The organism is Bacillus sp. 01N45 (assembly GCF_056399205.1).
This window is the reverse complement of sequence record NZ_JBFTQW010000002.1, coordinates 275,192-294,635: the sequence shown is the minus strand read 5'-3', so window position 1 is coordinate 294,635 and position 19,444 is coordinate 275,192. Positions and strand designations below refer to the sequence as shown.

At 35.4% G+C, this 19,444-nt stretch carries 21 protein-coding genes; 7 read left to right on the top strand and 14 right to left on the bottom strand.

The genetic code is table 11. The features are described from left to right. Positions 1-92 precede the first annotated feature (92 nt). The 5 genes from AC1DMU_RS05695 to AC1DMU_RS05675 are packed head-to-tail and all read right to left on the bottom strand — an operon-like array spanning position 93 to position 5,657. Positions 93-1,577, bottom strand: a complete 1,485-nt coding sequence (locus AC1DMU_RS05695) for an aldehyde dehydrogenase family protein (RefSeq protein WP_088063709.1) — start codon at positions 1,575-1,577, stop codon at positions 93-95. Between the two features lie 18 nt (positions 1,578-1,595). After that, a complete protein-coding gene (dapA, locus tag AC1DMU_RS05690) occupies positions 1,596-2,492 on the bottom strand; it encodes a 4-hydroxy-tetrahydrodipicolinate synthase (protein ID WP_088063710.1) in 897 nt (298 codons plus the stop codon). A gap of 17 nt (positions 2,493-2,509) precedes the next feature. Further along, a complete protein-coding gene (locus AC1DMU_RS05685; protein ID WP_088063711.1) occupies positions 2,510-3,451 on the bottom strand; it encodes a proline racemase family protein in 942 nt (313 codons plus the stop codon). Beyond that, complete coding sequence (locus AC1DMU_RS05680; RefSeq protein ID WP_060487075.1) at positions 3,448-4,485, bottom strand: proline racemase family protein; 1,038 nt, start codon at positions 4,483-4,485, stop codon at positions 3,448-3,450. Before AC1DMU_RS05680 ends, AC1DMU_RS05685 begins: the two co-directional genes overlap by 4 nt. After that, positions 4,482-5,657, bottom strand: a complete 1,176-nt coding sequence (locus tag AC1DMU_RS05675; protein WP_088063712.1) for an NAD(P)/FAD-dependent oxidoreductase — start codon at positions 5,655-5,657, stop codon at positions 4,482-4,484. The genes AC1DMU_RS05680 and AC1DMU_RS05675 overlap by 4 nt, the downstream gene beginning before the upstream one ends. A gap of 181 nt (positions 5,658-5,838) precedes the next feature. On the opposite strand from AC1DMU_RS05675, the gene AC1DMU_RS05670 reads away from it, so the two are divergent. The 4 genes from AC1DMU_RS05670 (at position 5,839) to AC1DMU_RS05655 (ending at position 9,409) form a co-directional block, all read left to right on the top strand. Beyond that, positions 5,839-7,500 (top strand): sigma-54 interaction domain-containing protein, encoded by a 1,662-nt coding sequence (locus tag AC1DMU_RS05670; RefSeq protein WP_088063713.1) that lies wholly within the window; start codon positions 5,839-5,841, stop codon positions 7,498-7,500. Positions 7,501-7,575: 75 nt separating this feature from the next. Continuing rightward, the gene (locus AC1DMU_RS05665; protein WP_088063714.1) at positions 7,576-7,848 is read left to right on the top strand and encodes a (2Fe-2S)-binding protein; all 273 of its coding nucleotides are present in this window, start codon (positions 7,576-7,578) and stop codon (positions 7,846-7,848) included. After that, positions 7,845-8,177, top strand: a complete 333-nt coding sequence (locus AC1DMU_RS05660) for a (2Fe-2S)-binding protein (RefSeq protein WP_088063715.1) — start codon at positions 7,845-7,847, stop codon at positions 8,175-8,177. The genes AC1DMU_RS05665 and AC1DMU_RS05660 overlap by 4 nt, the downstream gene beginning before the upstream one ends. Further along, complete coding sequence (locus tag AC1DMU_RS05655) at positions 8,174-9,409, top strand: NAD(P)/FAD-dependent oxidoreductase (protein WP_088063716.1); 1,236 nt, start codon at positions 8,174-8,176, stop codon at positions 9,407-9,409. Before AC1DMU_RS05660 ends, AC1DMU_RS05655 begins: the two co-directional genes overlap by 4 nt. A 24-nt stretch (positions 9,410-9,433) precedes the next feature. Here AC1DMU_RS05655 and AC1DMU_RS05650 read toward each other — a convergent pair whose 3' ends face one another. Both AC1DMU_RS05650 and AC1DMU_RS05645 read right to left on the bottom strand, forming a co-directional pair. Beyond that, positions 9,434-9,742: a YxcD family protein gene (locus tag AC1DMU_RS05650; RefSeq protein ID WP_060487081.1), complete on the bottom strand. Its 309-nt coding sequence runs from the start codon at positions 9,740-9,742 to the stop codon at positions 9,434-9,436. Further along, the gene (locus tag AC1DMU_RS05645) at positions 9,730-10,179 is read right to left on the bottom strand and encodes a hypothetical protein (RefSeq protein WP_000914471.1); all 450 of its coding nucleotides are present in this window, start codon (positions 10,177-10,179) and stop codon (positions 9,730-9,732) included. The genes AC1DMU_RS05650 and AC1DMU_RS05645 overlap by 13 nt, the downstream gene beginning before the upstream one ends. A 259-nt stretch (positions 10,180-10,438) precedes the next feature. Between AC1DMU_RS05645 and AC1DMU_RS05640 the strand changes: the two genes are divergently transcribed. Together AC1DMU_RS05640 and uptA are read left to right on the top strand one after the other, a co-directional pair. Next, positions 10,439-11,203, top strand: coding sequence for a DUF1836 domain-containing protein (locus tag AC1DMU_RS05640; RefSeq protein WP_000447225.1), 765 nt, complete (start codon positions 10,439-10,441; stop codon positions 11,201-11,203). 234 nt (positions 11,204-11,437) lie between these two features. Next, a complete protein-coding gene (gene uptA / locus AC1DMU_RS05635) occupies positions 11,438-12,043 on the top strand; it encodes an undecaprenyl phosphate transporter UptA (protein WP_061664652.1) in 606 nt (201 codons plus the stop codon). A gap of 51 nt (positions 12,044-12,094) precedes the next feature. On the opposite strand, the gene AC1DMU_RS05630 is transcribed toward uptA, so the two are convergent. Continuing rightward, positions 12,095-12,568, bottom strand: a complete 474-nt coding sequence (locus AC1DMU_RS05630; RefSeq protein ID WP_088063718.1) for a DinB family protein — start codon at positions 12,566-12,568, stop codon at positions 12,095-12,097. A 140-nt stretch (positions 12,569-12,708) separates the two neighbouring features. Here AC1DMU_RS05630 and AC1DMU_RS05625 point away from each other — a divergent pair, with 140 nt between their 5' ends. After that, on the top strand, positions 12,709-12,933 hold the full coding sequence (locus tag AC1DMU_RS05625; protein WP_000558704.1) for a hypothetical protein: 225 nt from the start codon (positions 12,709-12,711) through the stop codon (positions 12,931-12,933). A gap of 38 nt (positions 12,934-12,971) precedes the next feature. On the opposite strand, the gene dltD is transcribed toward AC1DMU_RS05625, so the two are convergent. From dltD to AC1DMU_RS05595, 6 genes are all read right to left on the bottom strand, one after another. After that, on the bottom strand, positions 12,972-14,153 hold the full coding sequence (gene dltD / locus AC1DMU_RS05620) for a D-alanyl-lipoteichoic acid biosynthesis protein DltD (RefSeq protein ID WP_088063719.1): 1,182 nt from the start codon (positions 14,151-14,153) through the stop codon (positions 12,972-12,974). Positions 14,154-14,421: 268 nt separating this feature from the next. After that, complete coding sequence (locus AC1DMU_RS05615; RefSeq protein WP_048547882.1) at positions 14,422-14,949, bottom strand: GNAT family N-acetyltransferase; 528 nt, start codon at positions 14,947-14,949, stop codon at positions 14,422-14,424. Positions 14,950-15,068: 119 nt separating this feature from the next. Then, on the bottom strand, positions 15,069-16,691 hold the full coding sequence (locus tag AC1DMU_RS05610) for a peptide ABC transporter substrate-binding protein (protein ID WP_088063720.1): 1,623 nt from the start codon (positions 16,689-16,691) through the stop codon (positions 15,069-15,071). A 20-nt stretch (positions 16,692-16,711) separates the two neighbouring features. Beyond that, entirely contained in the window at positions 16,712-17,713 is a 1,002-nt protein-coding gene (locus tag AC1DMU_RS05605) for a C40 family peptidase (protein ID WP_088063721.1), read from the bottom strand. A gap of 39 nt (positions 17,714-17,752) precedes the next feature. Continuing rightward, entirely contained in the window at positions 17,753-18,814 is a 1,062-nt protein-coding gene (locus AC1DMU_RS05600; RefSeq protein ID WP_141555007.1) for a dipeptide epimerase, read from the bottom strand. A gap of 154 nt (positions 18,815-18,968) precedes the next feature. Continuing rightward, positions 18,969-19,295, bottom strand: coding sequence for a DUF3870 domain-containing protein (locus AC1DMU_RS05595; RefSeq protein WP_048547447.1), 327 nt, complete (start codon positions 19,293-19,295; stop codon positions 18,969-18,971). Positions 19,296-19,444 lie beyond the last annotated feature (149 nt).

The window sequence follows — 19,444 nt, the reverse complement described above, 5'->3', positions numbered from 1 at the left end:
ATATAAGAAAACGGACAACTATTATTAAACCTTACAGTTGTCCGTATCTCTCATTATTTCATCCCTCTATTTATTAACAGTTAGATTCTCTATTACTTTATATTTACCCAAACGCTTTTCACTTCTGTATAGTTATCAAGCGCATATGAACCTAACTCACGACCGATTCCAGATTGTTTAAAGCCACCAAATGGTGCAGCTGCATTTTCTAAGTTATAATCATTAATCCATACTGTTCCTGCCTTTAATTTATTGGCAACTTGATGTCCTGTTTTAATATTTTGTGTCCATACGCCCGCAGCGAGTCCGTATGAAGAGCGATTTGCTCTTTCGATAACCTCTTCTGTTGAATCAAATGGAAGTACAACGACAACGGGTCCAAAAATTTCTTCCTTCACAATTGTCATATCATCAGTAACATTTGTGAAAACTGTTGGCTGTACAAAATATCCTTTTTCAAATGCCCGTTCACCACCAGCAGCAGCAGTAGCACCTTCTGCTTTTCCTTGTTCAATGTAATGTAGCACACGTTCTTGTTGCTTTTTAGATACGAGTGGCCCCATTTCCGTTTCCTTCTCCATACCTGCTCCAAGTTTTACGTTGTTCGCCATTTTTACTAATTCAGCTACGACTGTTTCGTAATGTTTTCGGTGAACGAATACGCGAGATCCAGCACTACAATTTTGGCCGTGATTATACATAATACCTTGGAATGCGCCGTTAATCGCTTCTTCTAAATCAGCGTCTTCTAAAATGATATTTGGTGATTTACCACCAAGTTCTAACGTTACATGTTTAATTGTTTCTGCAGATTGACGCATAATATATTTCCCTGTAACTGTTGAACCTGTGAAGGCTACTTTATCAATATCATGATGGTTTACGATTGCAGCTCCTGCTTCAGGGCCAAAACCTGGAACAAAGTTTACAACACCGTTTGGAAAACCTGCTTCTTTAAAGAGCTTCGCTGTATATAATAACGATAAAGGCGTTTGCTCTGCTGGTTTTAATACGATTGTACAACCTGTTGCTAGTGCAGCTCCCATTTTCCAAGAAGACATAACGAGTGGAAAATTCCAAGGAATAATTTGACCTACAACGCCAACAGGTTCATGGCGTGTGTAATTTAAGTAATCTTTTGAAATCGGAATTGTTTGCCCGATAATTTTCGTAGCCCATCCCGCATAATAACGATAATTTTCTACAGTCGCTGCAATATCATCATCCAGTGCTACTTGATATGGTTTTCCATTATCTAAAGCTTCTAACTGCGCTAATTCTTCTCCATGCTCTTCAATTAAGTCTGCTAATTTATAAATAAGGTGCGCTCTTTCAGCGGTAGTCATTTCTACCCAAGGTCCTGATTCAAATGCAGATCTTGCAGCTTTTACCGCTACATCAATATCCTCTTCTCGCGCTTCGCATACGACAGCTAAAACATCTTCTGTTGCTGGATTGTATGTCTCAAATGTCTTCCCGCTAATGGAAGGTACAAATTCACCATTAATAAACAATTTAATTTCTTCATTTAAAAACGCTTTCACGTTTGGTCTCAGCTCAATGTTTGTCGTTAACATATATGCTCTCCTCCTTATTTAAACAGCTGCATGAGCTGCAATTTTTGAAATAATCGTTTGAAGTTTTTGATCTTCTTCTTCAGTTAATCCGAGTCTCGGATAACGAGAAGGTCCCCCTGCTTGCCCGTGTAATTCCATTGAGCGTTTAACGATTTGTACATATTTTCCTGATCCTTCAAGAAACTTGCAAAGAGGTAAAATAGCATCGTTTATTTCCCAAGCTTTTTCTAATTCACCATTTTGGAAATGCTCATACATTTTCGTAACAAGTCCCGGCACGATATTTCCTGCTACTGAAACCCATCCCGTTGCACCTACTAAATAAGATTCCATAACTAAATCTTCAGATCCACAGAAGACTTGAAAAGCACCTTCGCCTTGTCGTACTAAATCTCTTGCTTTACGAATATCTCCGCTAGATTCTTTAATATGTGTAACATTTTCACATTCTTTTCCAATACGTAGCATGAGCTCTGTACTCATATCAACACCAGATGTAAACGGATTATTGTATAACATAATTGGTATATTTACAGCGTTTGAGATTTCTTTAAAATGAAAATAAATTTCCTCTTCTTTCGGCTTACAATAGTACGAGTTAATAATTAATGCGCAATCCGCTCCGTGTGCTTCTGCATGTTTCGTATATTCAATCGTTTCTTTCGTCGTTTCTGCTGCAGTTCCTACAATAACTGGAATACGGCCATCAACTTCTTTTAATACTGTTTCTACCATTTTAAATCGTTCTTCTTTTGATAAACTAACAAACTCACCTGTACTTCCATTAATAATAATGCCAGCTACCTTTTGATCGATAAAATAGTTTACGTTTTGTTTTACACCGTTCCAATTAATTTCTTGAAACTCATCCATCGGTGTGATCAATACTGGAAATGCCCCTTTAATTTTTTTCATATTTATCTCTCCCTTTACTATTTTAATAAAAATCCTGTCGGAAACGGATCTGTAGAGTCTAATAGAAACGTCTGCATCCCTGTAATAAATCCTCTACTTTCAAAGCGAAAAATGTATCCTTGTTCTTCTTTCTTCACTTGTTCCACTGTTATAAAGCTATTAAATATACTTTCATTTTTAAAAGGTTTATCCGCTATATAATCATTTTTAAATAATGTATGAACATAAGATACAATAGTAGAAACAAAACCAGGCGAACGTACGATAAAGTTATCTTCATGAAATGTAATCGACTTTATATGGTTCTTTTCTGTTTGCATAGATTCTACTAAAATAAGTCTTTTTATTAATGACTGTTTTTGTATAGCTTGAAGTGTAACTTCACTCCATTTTTTTAATTTAGAGATATTTTCAATACTGATTTCTGGTGAATATGCATCCTTTTCTACAACTGCATATACTTTATCTGCCTGAATGAGAGAGTAACTTATATTACCAACTTGTAAATTTTTCTCAATCATATAACATAGTTTACTTTCAAACGAAACAGATACAACTTCATCATTCTCTACATACGCATGGATTGAAAATATACCAGATAGCGTTTCAATTTTGTATTGGTTCGTCTCTCTCTTTTTTAAATACCCGCTTTCTAGTAACATCGTTATGACTGCGACAATCCCCCCATAATGAAGCGGAATGGATCCTTCATGATTAAAAAATAATACAGCTGCATCGACTTCCATATGAATAGAAGGAACGACAATACATCCATTTAATCCGATAAAACCACGTGGTTCATTTAATACAAGCTTCATTTCTTCTGCTAATTCACCTGAAAATTGTTCGTTTAATTGCTCTAAACTGTAGTAGTATTTGCATGGTACATCTTTCATTACACGAAATGCTTCACCATTTACATGTACGTCTACTGCTGTATACATTTTTTGAATGTTCATTTTACATCCTCCGTTTCATGTTCCATCGGCGGAATTAGCAAAAAGCCTTCTTTAAGTGGGTCCTTTTCATTATAAAAAAATCTATGCATCCCCATAAGCCAAGCTGAACCTGTAATTTTCGTTACGACAGCTTCAATATTTTCTACAGATGTTGTATTTATGACGCACCCTTTAAATAAAGAGCCAACGATACTCTCATGAATAAACTCTTCATCCACTTCAATTTTTTGATTTGCGTATAATACAGCTAACTTCGCTGATGTTCCTGTACCACATGGAGAACGATCAATTCCTCCTGGCGGAACGACAACTGTATTTTTCACATGAGCACTTTCATGAGTAGGATCTGTATAAAATTCAATATGGGTTAACCCTCTAATAAATGAATACTGCGGATGAATGATTTCAAATTCCTCATTAATGATATTTCTAATATGAATTGCCTTATCGATGATTGTAGATGCATGTTCCGGTACTAACTCTAAACCTACTGACTTCGCATCAATAATGGCATAGAAATTTCCTCCATACGCAATATCTGCTTCTACAGTTCCAATCCCTTCAACTTGTACAGTAATATGTTTCAATAAAAAAGCTGGTATGTTACAGAAAGAGACTTCTTTCGCTTTTCCATCTTGAACAAAGATATCCACTTCAACTAAGCCGGCTGGCGTGTCTAACTTTAACGAAGTAATCGGTTCAACTACAGGAATTAAACCTGATTCAATTAAAGCTGTACATACACCAATTGTATCGTGACCACACATCGGTAAATATCCACCTGTCTCTATGTATATAACACCAATATCTGCTTCAGGATGACACGGATCTGTTAATAGTGCTCCTGACATTACATCATGACCACGCGGTTCATTCATTAACAATTTGCGAATCCAGTCATACTCCTTTTTCATATGTAACATCTTCTCTGCCATCGTCTCTCCAATTAACTTTGGAAGTCCGCTTATCAATGTCCTCGTCGGATTCCCGCCCGTATGTGTATCAATCGTCGTAAAGACTCTTTGTGACCTCATCCATTTAACACCCTTTCTGTAAAACGACTCAAACGAAGTGGTTCAATAGGAATGATTGTTTCTTTTTCATTTAATAACTCTTCAATTACTTTTCCAGTAACCGCTGCAAGGCTAATGCCATCCCCTTCATGCCCCGCTGCGATAAAGTAGTTCGGGATATGTTGCACGCGTGAAATGATTGGCAAATGATCTTCTGTCCACGGGCGTAATCCAGCATATGAACGAATCACCATCATATCCGCCATTTTCGGATAAAAACGAATTGCTCTGTTTGCAATACATTTAATAACCTCGTTGTTTATCTTCGTATGAAAACCTACAAACTCTCTACTACTACCAATTAAAAAATTTTGGCTTTCTGTCGGCTCAAACACAAGAGCTACCCCATATTTCTCAGTTAAAGCATCCACTTTTCGTTTTCCGCCAAATTTAGAAATTAAATAGCCAAATTCCATTACTTTACGGCAACCAACGTGTTGTTGCCTTGAAGCTACAATAATATGCCCTTTTCTCGGTTCAATTGGGATATTTACATCCAACATTTCTCCGATTTTCGGAGCCCACACACCGGCTGCGTTTACCACTTGTTTCGCAGTAAACGTCCCGTTAGTCGTTTCTACAATAAAGGAACCGTCTATATCTCTTTTCATTTCTTTTACTTCCGTATGATTAAAAGCTTTCGTACCAAATTTCTTCGATTCTGTAAGAAGTGAAAAAGCAAGGAGATATGGATTTACAGTCGAATCCGTTGCGCATTCTAACCCGCCTAATAACTCTTCTGCAAAAAATGGCGATTCTTCTCTTATATCTTGTCTATCAAGCATTCGAAACGGTAAACCAGCTTCCTTTTGACGATTCACCCATTGCTGGGCTGCTTCCATTTCTTCGTCCGACTCACATACGAGAATACTTCCTGGTGCTCTATATTCAAATGAGTGCTCTAACTCTTCACTTAAATCAGTTACTAACTTTTGACTTACTAACGACATTTGACTATCAAACCCTGGGTCTTTATCAATAGCCAAAATATTCCCGTCACACCGTGAAGACGTCCCACTGACAAATTCTCCTTTTTCAATGATTGTTACGTCTCTTCCGTATTTTGAAGTGTAATAAGCGATTGAACATCCTATAATTCCACCACCTATTATTAAAACGTCACAGTGCCTCACGTAGCACCCCTCCCTTCTTTTTAATCCCTCACTTTCTTTTATGCAATTGACGTGCCAACTCTACATATATACACTTTTTACAAATAATATTTTTATTTGTAAAAATATTTTGAATTTATCATAAATAGGTGTATTATTTTTTTATCACTGTCAAAATTTTTATACATAATAGGAGGACAATATGGCATTCTCATTTCCCACAATACAAGAATTTCTAAAAACTTTATTAATTGATCACACAAACAATTTGCAACATATTGAGCAAGTTAACGAAAAGTTTTATTACAGCCCTTCTACTACAGAAAAATACAACTGTGCAGTTATAGATGAAGATGATTCATTCAACACTTTAATTGACGCGTTTTCTCATGAAATGACCGTTATCGTAATAAACGAAAATAAAGAGCCTATATGCTGTATAACGGCTCAGCAAATCATTCCGTTTCTTGTTAAGTCTTACAATGAACTACAATCTTTCTATAACACCGTAATACAAACAACTGATTCTTCTGTTACAGTTATCGATGATAAAGAATGTGTTCGTACTTGGACAGATGGCGCCGAAAAGATTTTTTCAGTCAACCATACTGAAATTATTGGACAACCTATCACTCGCTTTTTTGACTATAAAGATTTGGAAATTTTACAATCATTACATGACGGAAAAAGCATAATTGCTCAGTTCCATCAGCCTCGTCCAGATTTATTTGTATTAATTAACTCAAACCCAGTGTATTGTAACGATGAAATTATTGGAGCAGTCGTTTCAGAAACTGATGTTACGAATCAAGTTGCTTTAAATGAAAAACTATTTAATATGTCACATGAAATGCACCGATTAGAACAAGAGGTCGCAAAATATAAAGATGAATTAGACCCTTTCCTTGCGATGAATGGAAAGAGCCCTGTTATACAAAGAACGATACAATTAGCTAGAAAGGTGTGTTCGGTGAAATCAACAGTTTTAATACTCGGAGAAAGTGGTGTTGGAAAAGAAGTATTTGCGAAAGCAATCCATGAAGCAAGTGAAGCAACTAAAGCACCTTTCATTTCAATTAACTGCGGCGCCATTCCAGAAGCGTTATTTGAAAGTGAATTATTCGGGTATGAGCGCGGGGCGTTTTCTGGTGCAAATAGTAAAGGGAAAAAGGGTAAAATAGAGCTCGCGCAAGGCGGTACATTATTCCTAGATGAAATAGGAGAAATGCCGCTCGATATGCAAGTAAAGCTTTTACGTGTACTACAAGAACGAAAATATTACCGAGTTGGTGGAGAAAAAGAGATTCATATTAATTTCCGCATTATCGCTGCTACAAATCGTGATTTACAAGAGGAAATGAGAAAAGGCACGTTCCGAGAAGATTTATACTATCGCCTAAATGTAGTTAGCTTGCATATTCCACCGCTGCGCGAAAGACGCGAGGATATTATTGAATTAACCTATTCTTTTTTAAACGATTTTTCAATCAACTATAACAGACCAATTCGTGACTTACCTTCCAGCATTATGCATGAGTTACTTCATTACAATTGGCCAGGTAATATTCGCGAACTTCGTAACGTTGTTGAAAGACTTGTCGTATTTGCGACTGACGGTATTATAAAACAAGAATATTTACCATTTCATACAACTGAAACGTTAGAGAATCATACGGCTCATTCCCTATTACTCAGCAACAATCATACAATCCTTTCTTTACAAGAAGAAATAGATGAACATGAGAAGAAAGTTATTGAGAGGGCTTTACGCATTTTAAATGGGAATAAATTAGAGTGCGCGAAACAACTCGGTGTTACGAGAGCCACTTTATATAACCGTTTAAAAAAACTTGGTTTACAATAACCGTTTCCCTCCTCTATATTGGCATAGTTTTTGCATTATATAATTTGTGCAAACCGAACTAGAGGAGGAATACATATGACGAATAAAGATCATGTAATTGTTTGTCGATGTGAAGAAGTTACATACGGTCAACTTCAATCGACAATTGCTGAATATAATTGCTCGGCGAGAGAATTAAAACTAAGAACACGTGCTGGCATGGGATTTTGCGGTGGCCGCACATGTAGAATGATGATAGATCGAATGATTGAAAGTGCAAATCCTGAAGTAACTACTAATGAAATTCCATTAAAATATCAACCACCAGTGCGCGCAGTTACCTTTGGAGCGGTAGGTGAAAATAAATGAATAGAATTACCCATCATCCTGTTTTAGGGAGTTTAAATAGTAGTAATCGCATCACTTTCCAATTTAACGGGCAACAATATGAAGCATATGAACATGAAACGATTGCGGCCGCTTTACTTGCAAACGGAATAAGAACTTTAAGAGTGCATGAAGATAGCGGGACGCCGCGAGGTATTTACTGTAATATCGGGCATTGTTCTGAATGCCGCGTGACAGTAAACAATCAAACGAACGTACGAGCATGCTTAACTGTTGTTGAAAAAGATATGGTAGTTAATAGCGGCAAACAGCATCCAAATATCGTGAGAGAGATGGTGAAAAAGCGATGAATGATGTCATTATTATTGGAGCTGGACCAGCAGGTTTGTCAGCCTCCATCTCTTGTGCTCGTTTTGGACTAAATGTACTTGTTATTGATGAATTTATGAAGCCTGGCGGAAGGTTGCTCGGACAATTACATCAAGAACCTACTGGAGAATGGTGGAACGGAATAGAAGAATCAAAACGCCTTCACGAAGAAGCAAAATCACTTTCAGTTGATATTCGATGCGGCATTTCCGTCTATAATTTAGATAAAGATGAAAGTTCTTGGTTCGTACATACGAATATCGGTACGTTAGAAGCGCCGTTCGTTTTACTTGCTACTGGCGCTGCTGAGTACTCCATCCCCCTTCCTGGTTGGACACTTCCAGGAGTCATGTCGATTGGTGCAGCCCAAGTAATGACAAATGTACATCGCGTTCAAGTTGGGCGAAAAGGAGTAATTATTGGCGCTAACATTTTGTCATTCGCTATTTTAAATGAATTACAATTAGCGGGAATTAAAGTGGAACATATCGTACTTCCTGAAAAAAATGAATTAAGTCAAAAGGCTGGTGAACCAGAAGAAGTATTAAACTCACTCTTACACGCTGCCCACCTTGCCCCGTCACCTTTATTACGTATAGGTAGTCGATTGATGAAATATAATTGGGCGAAACAAGTTGGATTAAACTTCTACCCTAATAAAGGTATGAAAATAAATGGAACACCACTTCACCTTCGAAAAGCAGCTCTTGAAATTATCGGTACAGATCAAGTTGAAGGTGTACGCGTTGCTAATATTGATACGAAAGGAAACATCATAACTGGATCGGAACAAATATATGAGGCAGACTTCGTTTGTATTGCCGGTGGCTTATACCCTCTTGCTGAGCTTGCTGCTGTAGCTGGCTGTCCTTTCCGTTACATTCCGGAATTAGGCGGCCATGTTCCACTGCATTCCGAAACGCTGGAAACCCCTCTTCCCGGTTTATTTGTAGCCGGCAATATAACTGGCATTGAAAGTGGGAAAATTGCAATGGCACAAGGAACTGTTGCTGGATATTCAATCGTAAAACAGGCAAATAATAAATCCCATTCGGTTGAACAACACTTGCAACAGGCGATCCAACATGTACATATCGTACGACAACAAGCTGCCATTCAATTTAATCCGATGATTGATGTCGGTAGACGGAAAATGAATGAAATTTGGCGTGATTATTCCCTGGCATATACACATACTAAAAAGAGCTGCTGAGATTACTCTCAACAGCTCTTTTTTCTACTCATCTGAGTTATTAAACTTTGCTAATGCGTAAATGCCTTCTTCTTCATCTAATTCAAGTTGTAATCTTGCTGCAAATGAATTGACATTATATTCTCTGTCAAGTAATAAGCGTAATGCTTCAATTAAGTTCGCTTGAATTAAAATTTGCTGGCGACCATTTACCTCTACTTCAGCAGAGAAACCGTAGTCATCATCATACATTAGTTCAACTAAAACTTCTTCTGGACCAACTTGTCTTTTTTCAGCGATATATACACAAAGCGCATTGATAAGTTCTTGTTCAGAAATTTTTATTGTTTCCATGCTACTTCATCTTCCTTTTTCTTACGTTGATCTTTGAAGTATTTAAATGCACGAACTGCTAACATTACGATACCAGCCATTACTAACATATTTACCATAAACGCTAATACAGAACCAAGAGCTCCCATATTTGCAAATAGGCTACCCATTAGTAAACCACCAAGACCACCTAGTAATAAACCTTTCATAAAGCTTCCTTTATTACTCTTTGGTGCTGTGTTTGTTGCCTTTGTTTTTGAATCTGTTGTTGTTTTTTGTGAGTTTACGTTATTATCTTTTTTGTTCAAATCAACTTTTGACTTTTGACCAGAACTTGGTGTGTATGATTTTTTACCAGATTTGTAACCCTTCGCTGCTGCGTGATCTACAAACATGAAGCTACTAGCTCCAAAAATAACCATGAATGCTGTCATGACTGCTACAAGTTTTTTCAACATATTATATCCATTCTCCTTTTATATAGATATATGTGAAATCTACCTTTCTAGTAAATTCAGAATGATAGATTTATTTTTAAAAACATTTTAAAGGTTCTTATGAACTTATTATATGAACTTTTGTCGAAATATGCAAGTATTATTTACTTCCGACAGTTTGGTGACAAAGGAAAAATTAAGCAAAACAGAATTGACTTTAAATGAAACAAAACATATTATAGGTTCATAAGAACTTTTTATTATTTTTGGAGGTGAAAAGATGGAAACATTTCATCTCACACGAAACGAAATGGCTACCCTTCTTCTATCATTAAGAGGATGGAATACGAAAAAGCCTCTCGGTATTTTACAAGAAGCTTGGGCAAAGTCACATAAAAAAGATATTGAAAGCGGACAAAGCGTAACTGCTTTTATTACTACCGCACTTTCACCTATTTTTGAAAAACTGATTAAAATTGATGATACAGACGTCGGTTTTTCATTAAATGAAATAGTTGCGCTTGGAAATCAGATTGAAAATACAAGTTTCTCAGTAACAGCCATGCAAAACTGGGTGAAACGAGATATAAAAGAAATGATTGGCTCTCCTCAAAAAGGAAAAAAATATTCAATTGAACAAGCAGCCTTACTATTCATTGTTGAAGATTTAAAAACAGCACTTGATTTTGAATCCATTCGTAAGCTATTACGCCTTATTGTAAATGACCCAGCCGATCGAAGTGATGACTTAATCAATCCTGTTCATTTATATGGAGCATACTCTTCTCTATTTGAAGAACTCAATCAAGGGAATTGCTTACAACTAAATGCAACAGATACAATCCATACAATTGAAAATATCGTGAAAGAAAGAGCTGATAAAATTGCAAGCAAGTTCGATCAGGTTAACAACGAACAACGTGAAGCAATTCGTAATGCGATTATTATTGCCACATTATCTGTGCATACCGCTTATGTACAAATGTTAGCAAAACGTTACGTAACAGCAACTTTATTTTTACAAAATTTAGAAGTGAAACCGTAAAAAATAGGAGCAGAAATGCTTCTATTTTTTTATGAGAAATTTTTAATAATCTTTTCATTTTCTCTTCATGAAAACTAAGCTCATATCCTGTACTATACTACTTATGAGAGACATAAAAGAATTGAAATAGCAATCCCCTATACAAATAAGGTATAATCTACACATAGTGAATCTTTTATGTTATTAAGTATAAGGTTCACCTATTCAAAAATACATAAACTAGAAGGTGCAACAATGGTAAGTAGTTTTATTCATTCAGTATTAACGTTTTTTGAAGGATTAGGTTATTGGGGCATTATGCTTGGTCTAATGATTGAGATTATTCCAAGTGAAATCGTCCTTGCTTATGCGGGATTCTTAGTATTCAATGGTAGTATCTCATTTGTAGGCGCCGTTGTATTCGGTACAATTGGCGGCGTTATTGCTCAAATCTTTATTTATTGGCTTGGACGATACGGTGGACGACCTATATTAGAACGATACGGAAAATATATTTTCATTCATAAAAAACATATAGATGCAGCTGAAGATTGGTTTAATCGTTACGGGACTGGTGTAATTTTCACTGCACGCTTTATTCCAGTAGTACGTCATGCGATTTCAATTCCTGCTGGTATTACAAAAATGCCATTATTACGTTTCACTACATTAACAGCACTTGCAATCATTCCTTGGTCTATTATTTTTATTTATTTAGGTGAAAAACTAGGTCAAAATTGGGAGAATATAAACGATATTGCGGGACCGTATGTGAAGTCTTTCGCAATTGGCGGCGTCATACTTATCCTACTATACTTCATCCTTAAAAAATGGACAAAAAAACGTAAAAATCTTGCTTAAGATAATATAAAAACCGCTATACATTCATTACGAATGTTAGCGGTTTTTATATTAGACTTGATTATGTATTAAAAATTGGATTATTTCTTCCTTATGCTTTAAGTCATGCTGAATGAGTGATGAAAAATAATGATTCAGCATGACTTTTTTAGTACCAATTTGAAAGTCATTATAAAAATTATCGGCAGGAATTCGCTCAATTTCGTCTACTAATTGTTTACGAGTATAGCTAAACTGATTGATAAGCTCTTCTCTTGAAATACCTGATCTTGCATATATCATTGCACTCTTATTCATTTCCTCTACATCTGTTGGAAAATGAGGCACTGATTGAGTACTAAGAAAATAAGGAATTCGATACTTCATTACAAAATCATCCCAAATAATAAAATGTGAAATCACATCTGCAATCCCCCACGAACCATTTTTAAATGATTGAAACCATATATCATCAGGTACTTCCTTCAATGTTTGACACCATTCTATTATATTTAACTTTTCTTCTAAAATATTTTCTTTCTTCATTATGCATTCCTTTCTCGCACTTGTAATTCATTCATATTAATATCTTCTAGAAATTGTATAAAAAGCCTCCATAATTATGTGGATAAGCAACAATTCATTCGTCCATTTCGTATATTAACTCTAAAAGGAGTGATTTCCCTATGCATTGGCAACAAAAAATACAATACTTAATCGGACGCCCTATCGGTATTTCCTTCATAAATGGGCAGGGAACTTCTGGTGTATTATGTTCAGCACATGATGGTCAATTATATGTGTATGAATACCTTTATCAAGCGCAGTTCGCAATGAAGCATTATGATTTTAGACAAATTCAAGATATACATGCCTTTCCGAATTGCCCACATCAAAATACTCTATACTAAAAAAGGAACAGCTTATAGCCGTTCCTTCTTCTCCACTCTTATTTTTCAGTATAAAAGTTTTGTACTGCTTCATCAAAGTAAATCCAGCCTTTCCAACCTAAATGAATTGTATCTTTTAAGAAATACTTATCATATTCATGGCCAGAAAAATCAACTACTGGGTATCCTGCTTTCTCAACTTGTTCCCGAACTTTTTTATAATACACTTCACGGCGTTCTTTAGGGAAACCAGCGTAATCATACCACGGTCCGTTTACAGGTACAGAAATGAATAGTGGCTTAACATTTTTCTCTTTAAATATATTTAAAACAATTTGTAAGTCATCATATTCTGGTGATTCTTCATATGATTCATTTGCTCTAAAGTTTTTTAAACCTTTTAATTTTTTCTTTAAATTATGTTTATAGTAATACGGATTTTCAATTCCGAATGTGTTTGTAGTAGATTCCGTTTTTCCTTCTTCCTCCGCATGTTTACGTGCATCTACCCAAGAAATTGAACGTAGTCCCATATTTGTTTTTTCTTTCATCGGTTCAATCTTAAATAAGGAGTTAAATACATCTCTATGATCTAAAATATTTCGATGCATATAAGCAAGTGGTTTAACTAAACCTGCTTTTATGTTATGTTTCGTATCATTATATACAATACCTTCTAATGAATTTTTTAATATATCATCTTTTTGAACAACTTTATAGTCTAATAATCGTTTCGCAATTTGCTTCTTCATTTCAACATTTATTGTATCATTAAAAATAAAATGATATGCTTGTTGTTTGGAGAAATTGTTAGTAAAATCCCCTTGTGATACACCCGTTTTAGTAAACCATTGTGGTGATAGAACAAAGACTACTTTTTTACCTTCTAACTCATCCATTGTAGACGTCATATTTAATATATGAGCTAAACTTTGTGTACCGCCAATCCCCATTAAATATGGTGTAAAACCTGCAGGATTTACTTTAAAGTAATTAGACGGATGATATGCATCCATTCGTAAAAATTCAGATGAACCATACATCGGTAAATACTGCGAATTCTCTAACATTTTTTGCTGTAAGAAAACACTTTGTAGTTTTTCTTTTTGTAAGGAAGTTGCCGCATCTTCTACCTTCTTATCACTAATAAGTGATACTAAACTTTTCGATGGGATTAATATGATAATGAAAAAAAGCACACACGCTAAAATTATGGGACCGAAAGCATGCTTCATTTTCATCGTCTCTTCCTCTTTCTATCGCTATTAAATTGTAACCCTTGTTTTTGACACGCCATCATTTCTCTCCTTTTTCTCTATACATGTCCCATTCTATTTATCTATTATATACATGTATGTATTTCTTTCCTTGTTCTATTAAGTTCTATACAAATATCGCAAGAAAATGTTTCCATAGAAACACGTTAATTATACAAGATTCTACATAAATTTCACACTGGAATTTTACTAATAATTTTATTTTTAAGACATGAAAAAATATATAAAATGTCTATAATTCATCAGGAGCTATATTAAATTCAAAATAAGATAAGATACGTCCACTATAATCAATATCATGAGTATATGTAAAACCTAACTTTCGTAAAAGATTTTTCGAATTGTCATTTGCTATTTTCACCCTAGCAATTATTCTTTTTACACCCATCGTCTCTTTTGCATATTGAATAGAAGCCCCTGCTGCTTCTGATGCATATCCATTTCCCCAATAGTCTGGATCAAGTAGATACATAATCTCTATTTCATCAGTTTCATCCACTTTTCTTAAACCACAATGTCCTAAAAGCTTTCCTGTTTCACTATTAAATAACAACCATACACCAAAATTATACTGTTCCCAATGTAATATAAGATTCCTGATATAATCATTTGCTTCTTCTTTTGACATTCCTCTTGATTTAGCAAGCCATTTGCCAACAGCTTCTTTCTTTAATATGTTATAAAATTGATCAACATATTCTATACTTGGTTTCCTCATGAACAATCTTTTTGTACATATTACTTCCTTTTCTTCAAACATAAACATCATTCCCATCCAAACATTTTATACAGACCAGTAAATTATACCACGGACTATTTCTCTAACTTTAAATAAGAAAAACAGACTATCACACATGTGAAGTCTGTTTCTCCATACTTTTATTTTTGTACATCTGCCCATTTTAAACTTGTAGCTGGACCGAATTGATGTACATATAAATCTTTCACATGCGGCTTTTGTAAGTATGATAATCCGCGCTGGAATACCGGTGCAATTACTGCATCATCCAGTAACATTTTCTCAGCATCTTGCATTGCTTTCCAACGAGCTTTTTCATCATTACCTAATTCTGTTTTAATCTTCTTAATTAACGCATCATATTCTGGGTTTGCATATTCTGTATTGTTCACACTGCTTCCAGAAAGGAATACTTCTAAGTAAGTCATTGGATCTGGATAATCCGGTAACCAGCGTGATAATGACATTTCATATTCTTTCTTCTTCTCTAACGCTAGTTTTTGCGTGTGTGGTTGTAATTTTACATTTATCTTTAAGCCTGGTAAGTTTTTCTCTAGCTCTTCTTTAATGTATTCTCCTACTTTTTTGAAGTTTTCTAAGTCATAGTTTAATAATTCAAGCGTCACTTCATTTGTACCGGTCTCTTGTTTCGCCTTTTCCCAATATTCTTTCGCCTGTTTTACATCAGTTTTATTAAACTCACCTGCTGTACTTCGAAAATCTTTTTTATCTGGACCTTTTAAAAATCCTTTTGGTACGTAATAGTTAGCAGCAACCGAACCATCATTTAAAAATGAAGTCGCAAGTCCTTTCTTATCAAACACTGTACTTAGCGCAAGCCTTGCGTTTTTATTTTTAAGAATCGGTACATTTTCATTGAATCGGAAGAAGTACATAACCGGATCTGTATATTGTTTTAGCTCTTTATTACTTTTATATTTATCGACGAATTCTGTAGAAATGACAGCTCTATCAACTTTATCTGTTTCATATAAATTTACCGCAGTTGAAATTTCTTTAACAATTTGATAGTTTACTTCATCTAGCTTCACTTCTTTCTTATCCCAATACTTATCGTTTTTTTTCAGTGTAAAACTAGCTTCATGCTTCCACTCTGATAATGTAAATGGCCCGTTATACACCGCTTTATTTGCTTCTAATCCGTACTTATCGCCCTGCTCTTTCGCATATTTTTCATTAATTGGATAGAAGGACGGTAAAATTAGTAGTTTCGTAAAATACGGTACAGGATGTTCTAGTTCTACAACGAATGTTTTATCATCCGTCGCTTTTACTCCTAATTCATCTAAACCTAATTGTTTCTTATTTATTTTCTCCGCATTTTTCACATCGTAAGCAATGTATGCATATTGAGAAGCAGTATCCGGATTAATCAGCTGCTTCCAAGCGTATACGTAATTTTGTGCTGTTACTGGATCTCCGTTAGACCATTTCGCTTCACGCAAGTGGAATGTATATGTTTTTCCATCTTTACTTATTTCATATTTTTGTGCTCCAGCCTCAATCACTTCATCATTTTTCGATAAACGGAATAATCCTTCCATTACGTTATTTATAACGTTAAACGATACCGCATCTGTTACTTTCCCTGAATTTAATGACGGAATTTCACCCGTTTCTAGTAACTGTAATACTTTCTTCTCATCTTTCGGCTTTGTCGTTGTTTTTTCTTTTGCGCATCCTACTAAAAATGAAGAAACTAATAGAGTACTAACTAATGAGTAACGAACAACTTTTTTCATTTGAAAACCCCCTCTATTTTTTAAGGTAAGTAACGACGAGCACCAGCGTATTCTTCTATATATCCTGGTGTATTTAGCGGTATAATCTCTACTGATCTTTCAGCTCTTGGTGAGTGAATCATATTTCCGTCACCAATATACATAGCAACATGGTGAACACTACCTTTTCCTTGATCATGTGCAAAGAAGATTAAATCTCCTTTTTGTAAATTTTCTTTATCAACTGCAACTCCATTTCTCGATTGCGGACCTGAATCCCGCGGAATTGTAATACCGTGTGATTTATAAATCGTATGTGTAAATCCAGAGCAATCAAATCCAAAGCCACTTGTACCTGCCCATATATACGGTAATCCTAAAAACATTTTTCCAGTGTTTATTAAATCATCAGCTGTAGGAGTTGGAATATCATTTTGCGAACGGTAAACTGTCCCATCATTTTTTCGTAGCCAAGCTTTCTGTCCGTTTGGTAACAACACGCGGTACGAAATCGTATCTTCACTAAGTAGTGGCAGTCGCGTATTATAGCTCACTTCAAGTGATTTATGTTGTTCAGAAGGATTTATATATAAAATGGCTGTCGGTTTTGTTACTAATACGAAAGGTTCATTTGTTTTATCAGCAAATTCTTGATTATATGTTAACTGTTTTTCGGGCATCCACCCTGGGTAGCCCTCTTCATTTCGAGGTGTTGGCTGACCATGGACTAACACTTTAACCCAGTCCCCTTTTTTATCAACAACCGTTACTTCTTGACCTAATAACGCTTGCGTTTCTAATTTATTTGCATTTGTTAACCAAAGTTTCTCATCAAGCGTCATTGATTTCGTCCACTTCCACAAATCAACTGGGTTTGTAGCGCTCGGTGCATCAATTGGCCGTAATGAATCAGGCGCAGTCCAAAGTGTTGCGGCAGATACATCGATAAACGCTTTACTATCTTTCTTCTCTTCAGCATTTGCTGATGTAAACGATGAAAATATAAATAAAGTTGTTAAAAATGCAGTTCCTACTTTTTTCATAAATATCCCCCTTAAAAGATAGTTTACTAGTCTCTTCTCCTAAGATTTACTATTCACTGTCGTTTGAAGGTTTACCTTTGATCCAGAATAAGTCATTCCTTCCGGTTCTTCCATTAACCAAAGCGGTGCATCCAGATCGAAGTAATGAATATTAGGATGTGCAGCAGCTAAATGGGCTACAGCGCTAACAGAAAGTGAAGATTCCATCATACTTCCGACCATACATTTTACACCAGCTGTTTCGGCAATATCGGCAATACGCCACGCTTCACGTATGCCGCCACATTTCATTAATTTAATATTAATTAAGTCTGCATATCCTCCTTGAACAATTTTCAATGCATCACTCGCTGAAAATATGCTTTCATCTGCCATAATGGGCGTTTGTACATGATCTTTGACATACTTTAACCCATCCCAATCTTTCGCATGAACAGGTTGTTCAATAAACTCGATATTTAAATTACGATTTTCCATCTCTTTAATGATCGTAACCGCTTCTTTTGGATTCCACCCTTGATTTGCATCTAATCGTAACGTCGTATTTTTTGGTACACTATTTCGAATTGCTTCAATACGTTCTAAATCTAAATGAGCAGATTTTCCCACTTTAATTTTTAAAGTTTGAAATCCTTTTTCTACATGTTGCTTTGCCTCTTTCGCCATAATAAAAGGCTCATCTACACTCACCGTAATATCTGTATGAATTTCTTTCTTTCCGCCTAATAATGCGTAAAGTGGAACGTTTTGGTGTTGACAATACACATCATATAAAGCAATATCTACCGCGGCTTTCGCACTTGGGTTTCCAATACAACTCATTTGAATGTGCTGCAGTAACTGCTGAAATTGAATGATATCTTGACCAATTAAACAGGAACGCATCGGTCCTAAAATTGCTTCTTCAATCCCGTTAGCGAAATCACCCGTAATAACTGGTGTTGCGGCTGCAGCCCCCTTGCCAATAACTCCTTCGTCTGTATGAATATATACATCTATACTTTCTATTTCAGTTACGGTACGAAGCGCCGTTTTAAACGGTGTATGAAGATTTACACGTCTACGCTTTACTTTTACATCCGTAATTTTCATATTGTTCATCCTTTCATTGTCTGACAAAGTGGAACCTTAATCCACAAAATAAATTAGTTTTTTACGGACAATTAATCTCCTCTTTCGCTTACTTTTCATATAGGAGATTAATGTGAAATAAAAAAAATCCAGCCATAAGAAGATTCTTATGGCTGGATTTTGTCTAGGAATAGGTAGACAAAGCAGCAATTTGATTATATTTTTTCTGCGCATCTTTTAACGCTACAAGTAGTGCCTTTTGAGACGAACCGAAGTATCTATTTTTTATTTCTGTTACCAATAGTGGATCATTAATATTTTTATGTAGAAACAAATATTTAACGAATTGAGATGTTAATGCAATTGTCGCTGAGCAATCTGCATCTACAATTTCCCCTGTCTCCTTAACAAGTACAAACGCTACAAAATAACTTTTGAACTTTTCGGTAATAGGATTATTTTGAGGTGCTTTCGCATCCCCTACGATATAAATTGTATTTGAAGCGTACACAGCTATCTTCCTTTCTAATACGGGATAACGGTTTTCTTAATAGTCGTATGAGTGATAAACTCAACGTTGATTAAGAAATGTATCCGCTCACCTTGTATTATAATACAATTGACAGAATTTTAACAACATTTATTTCAGTGTATATTCCA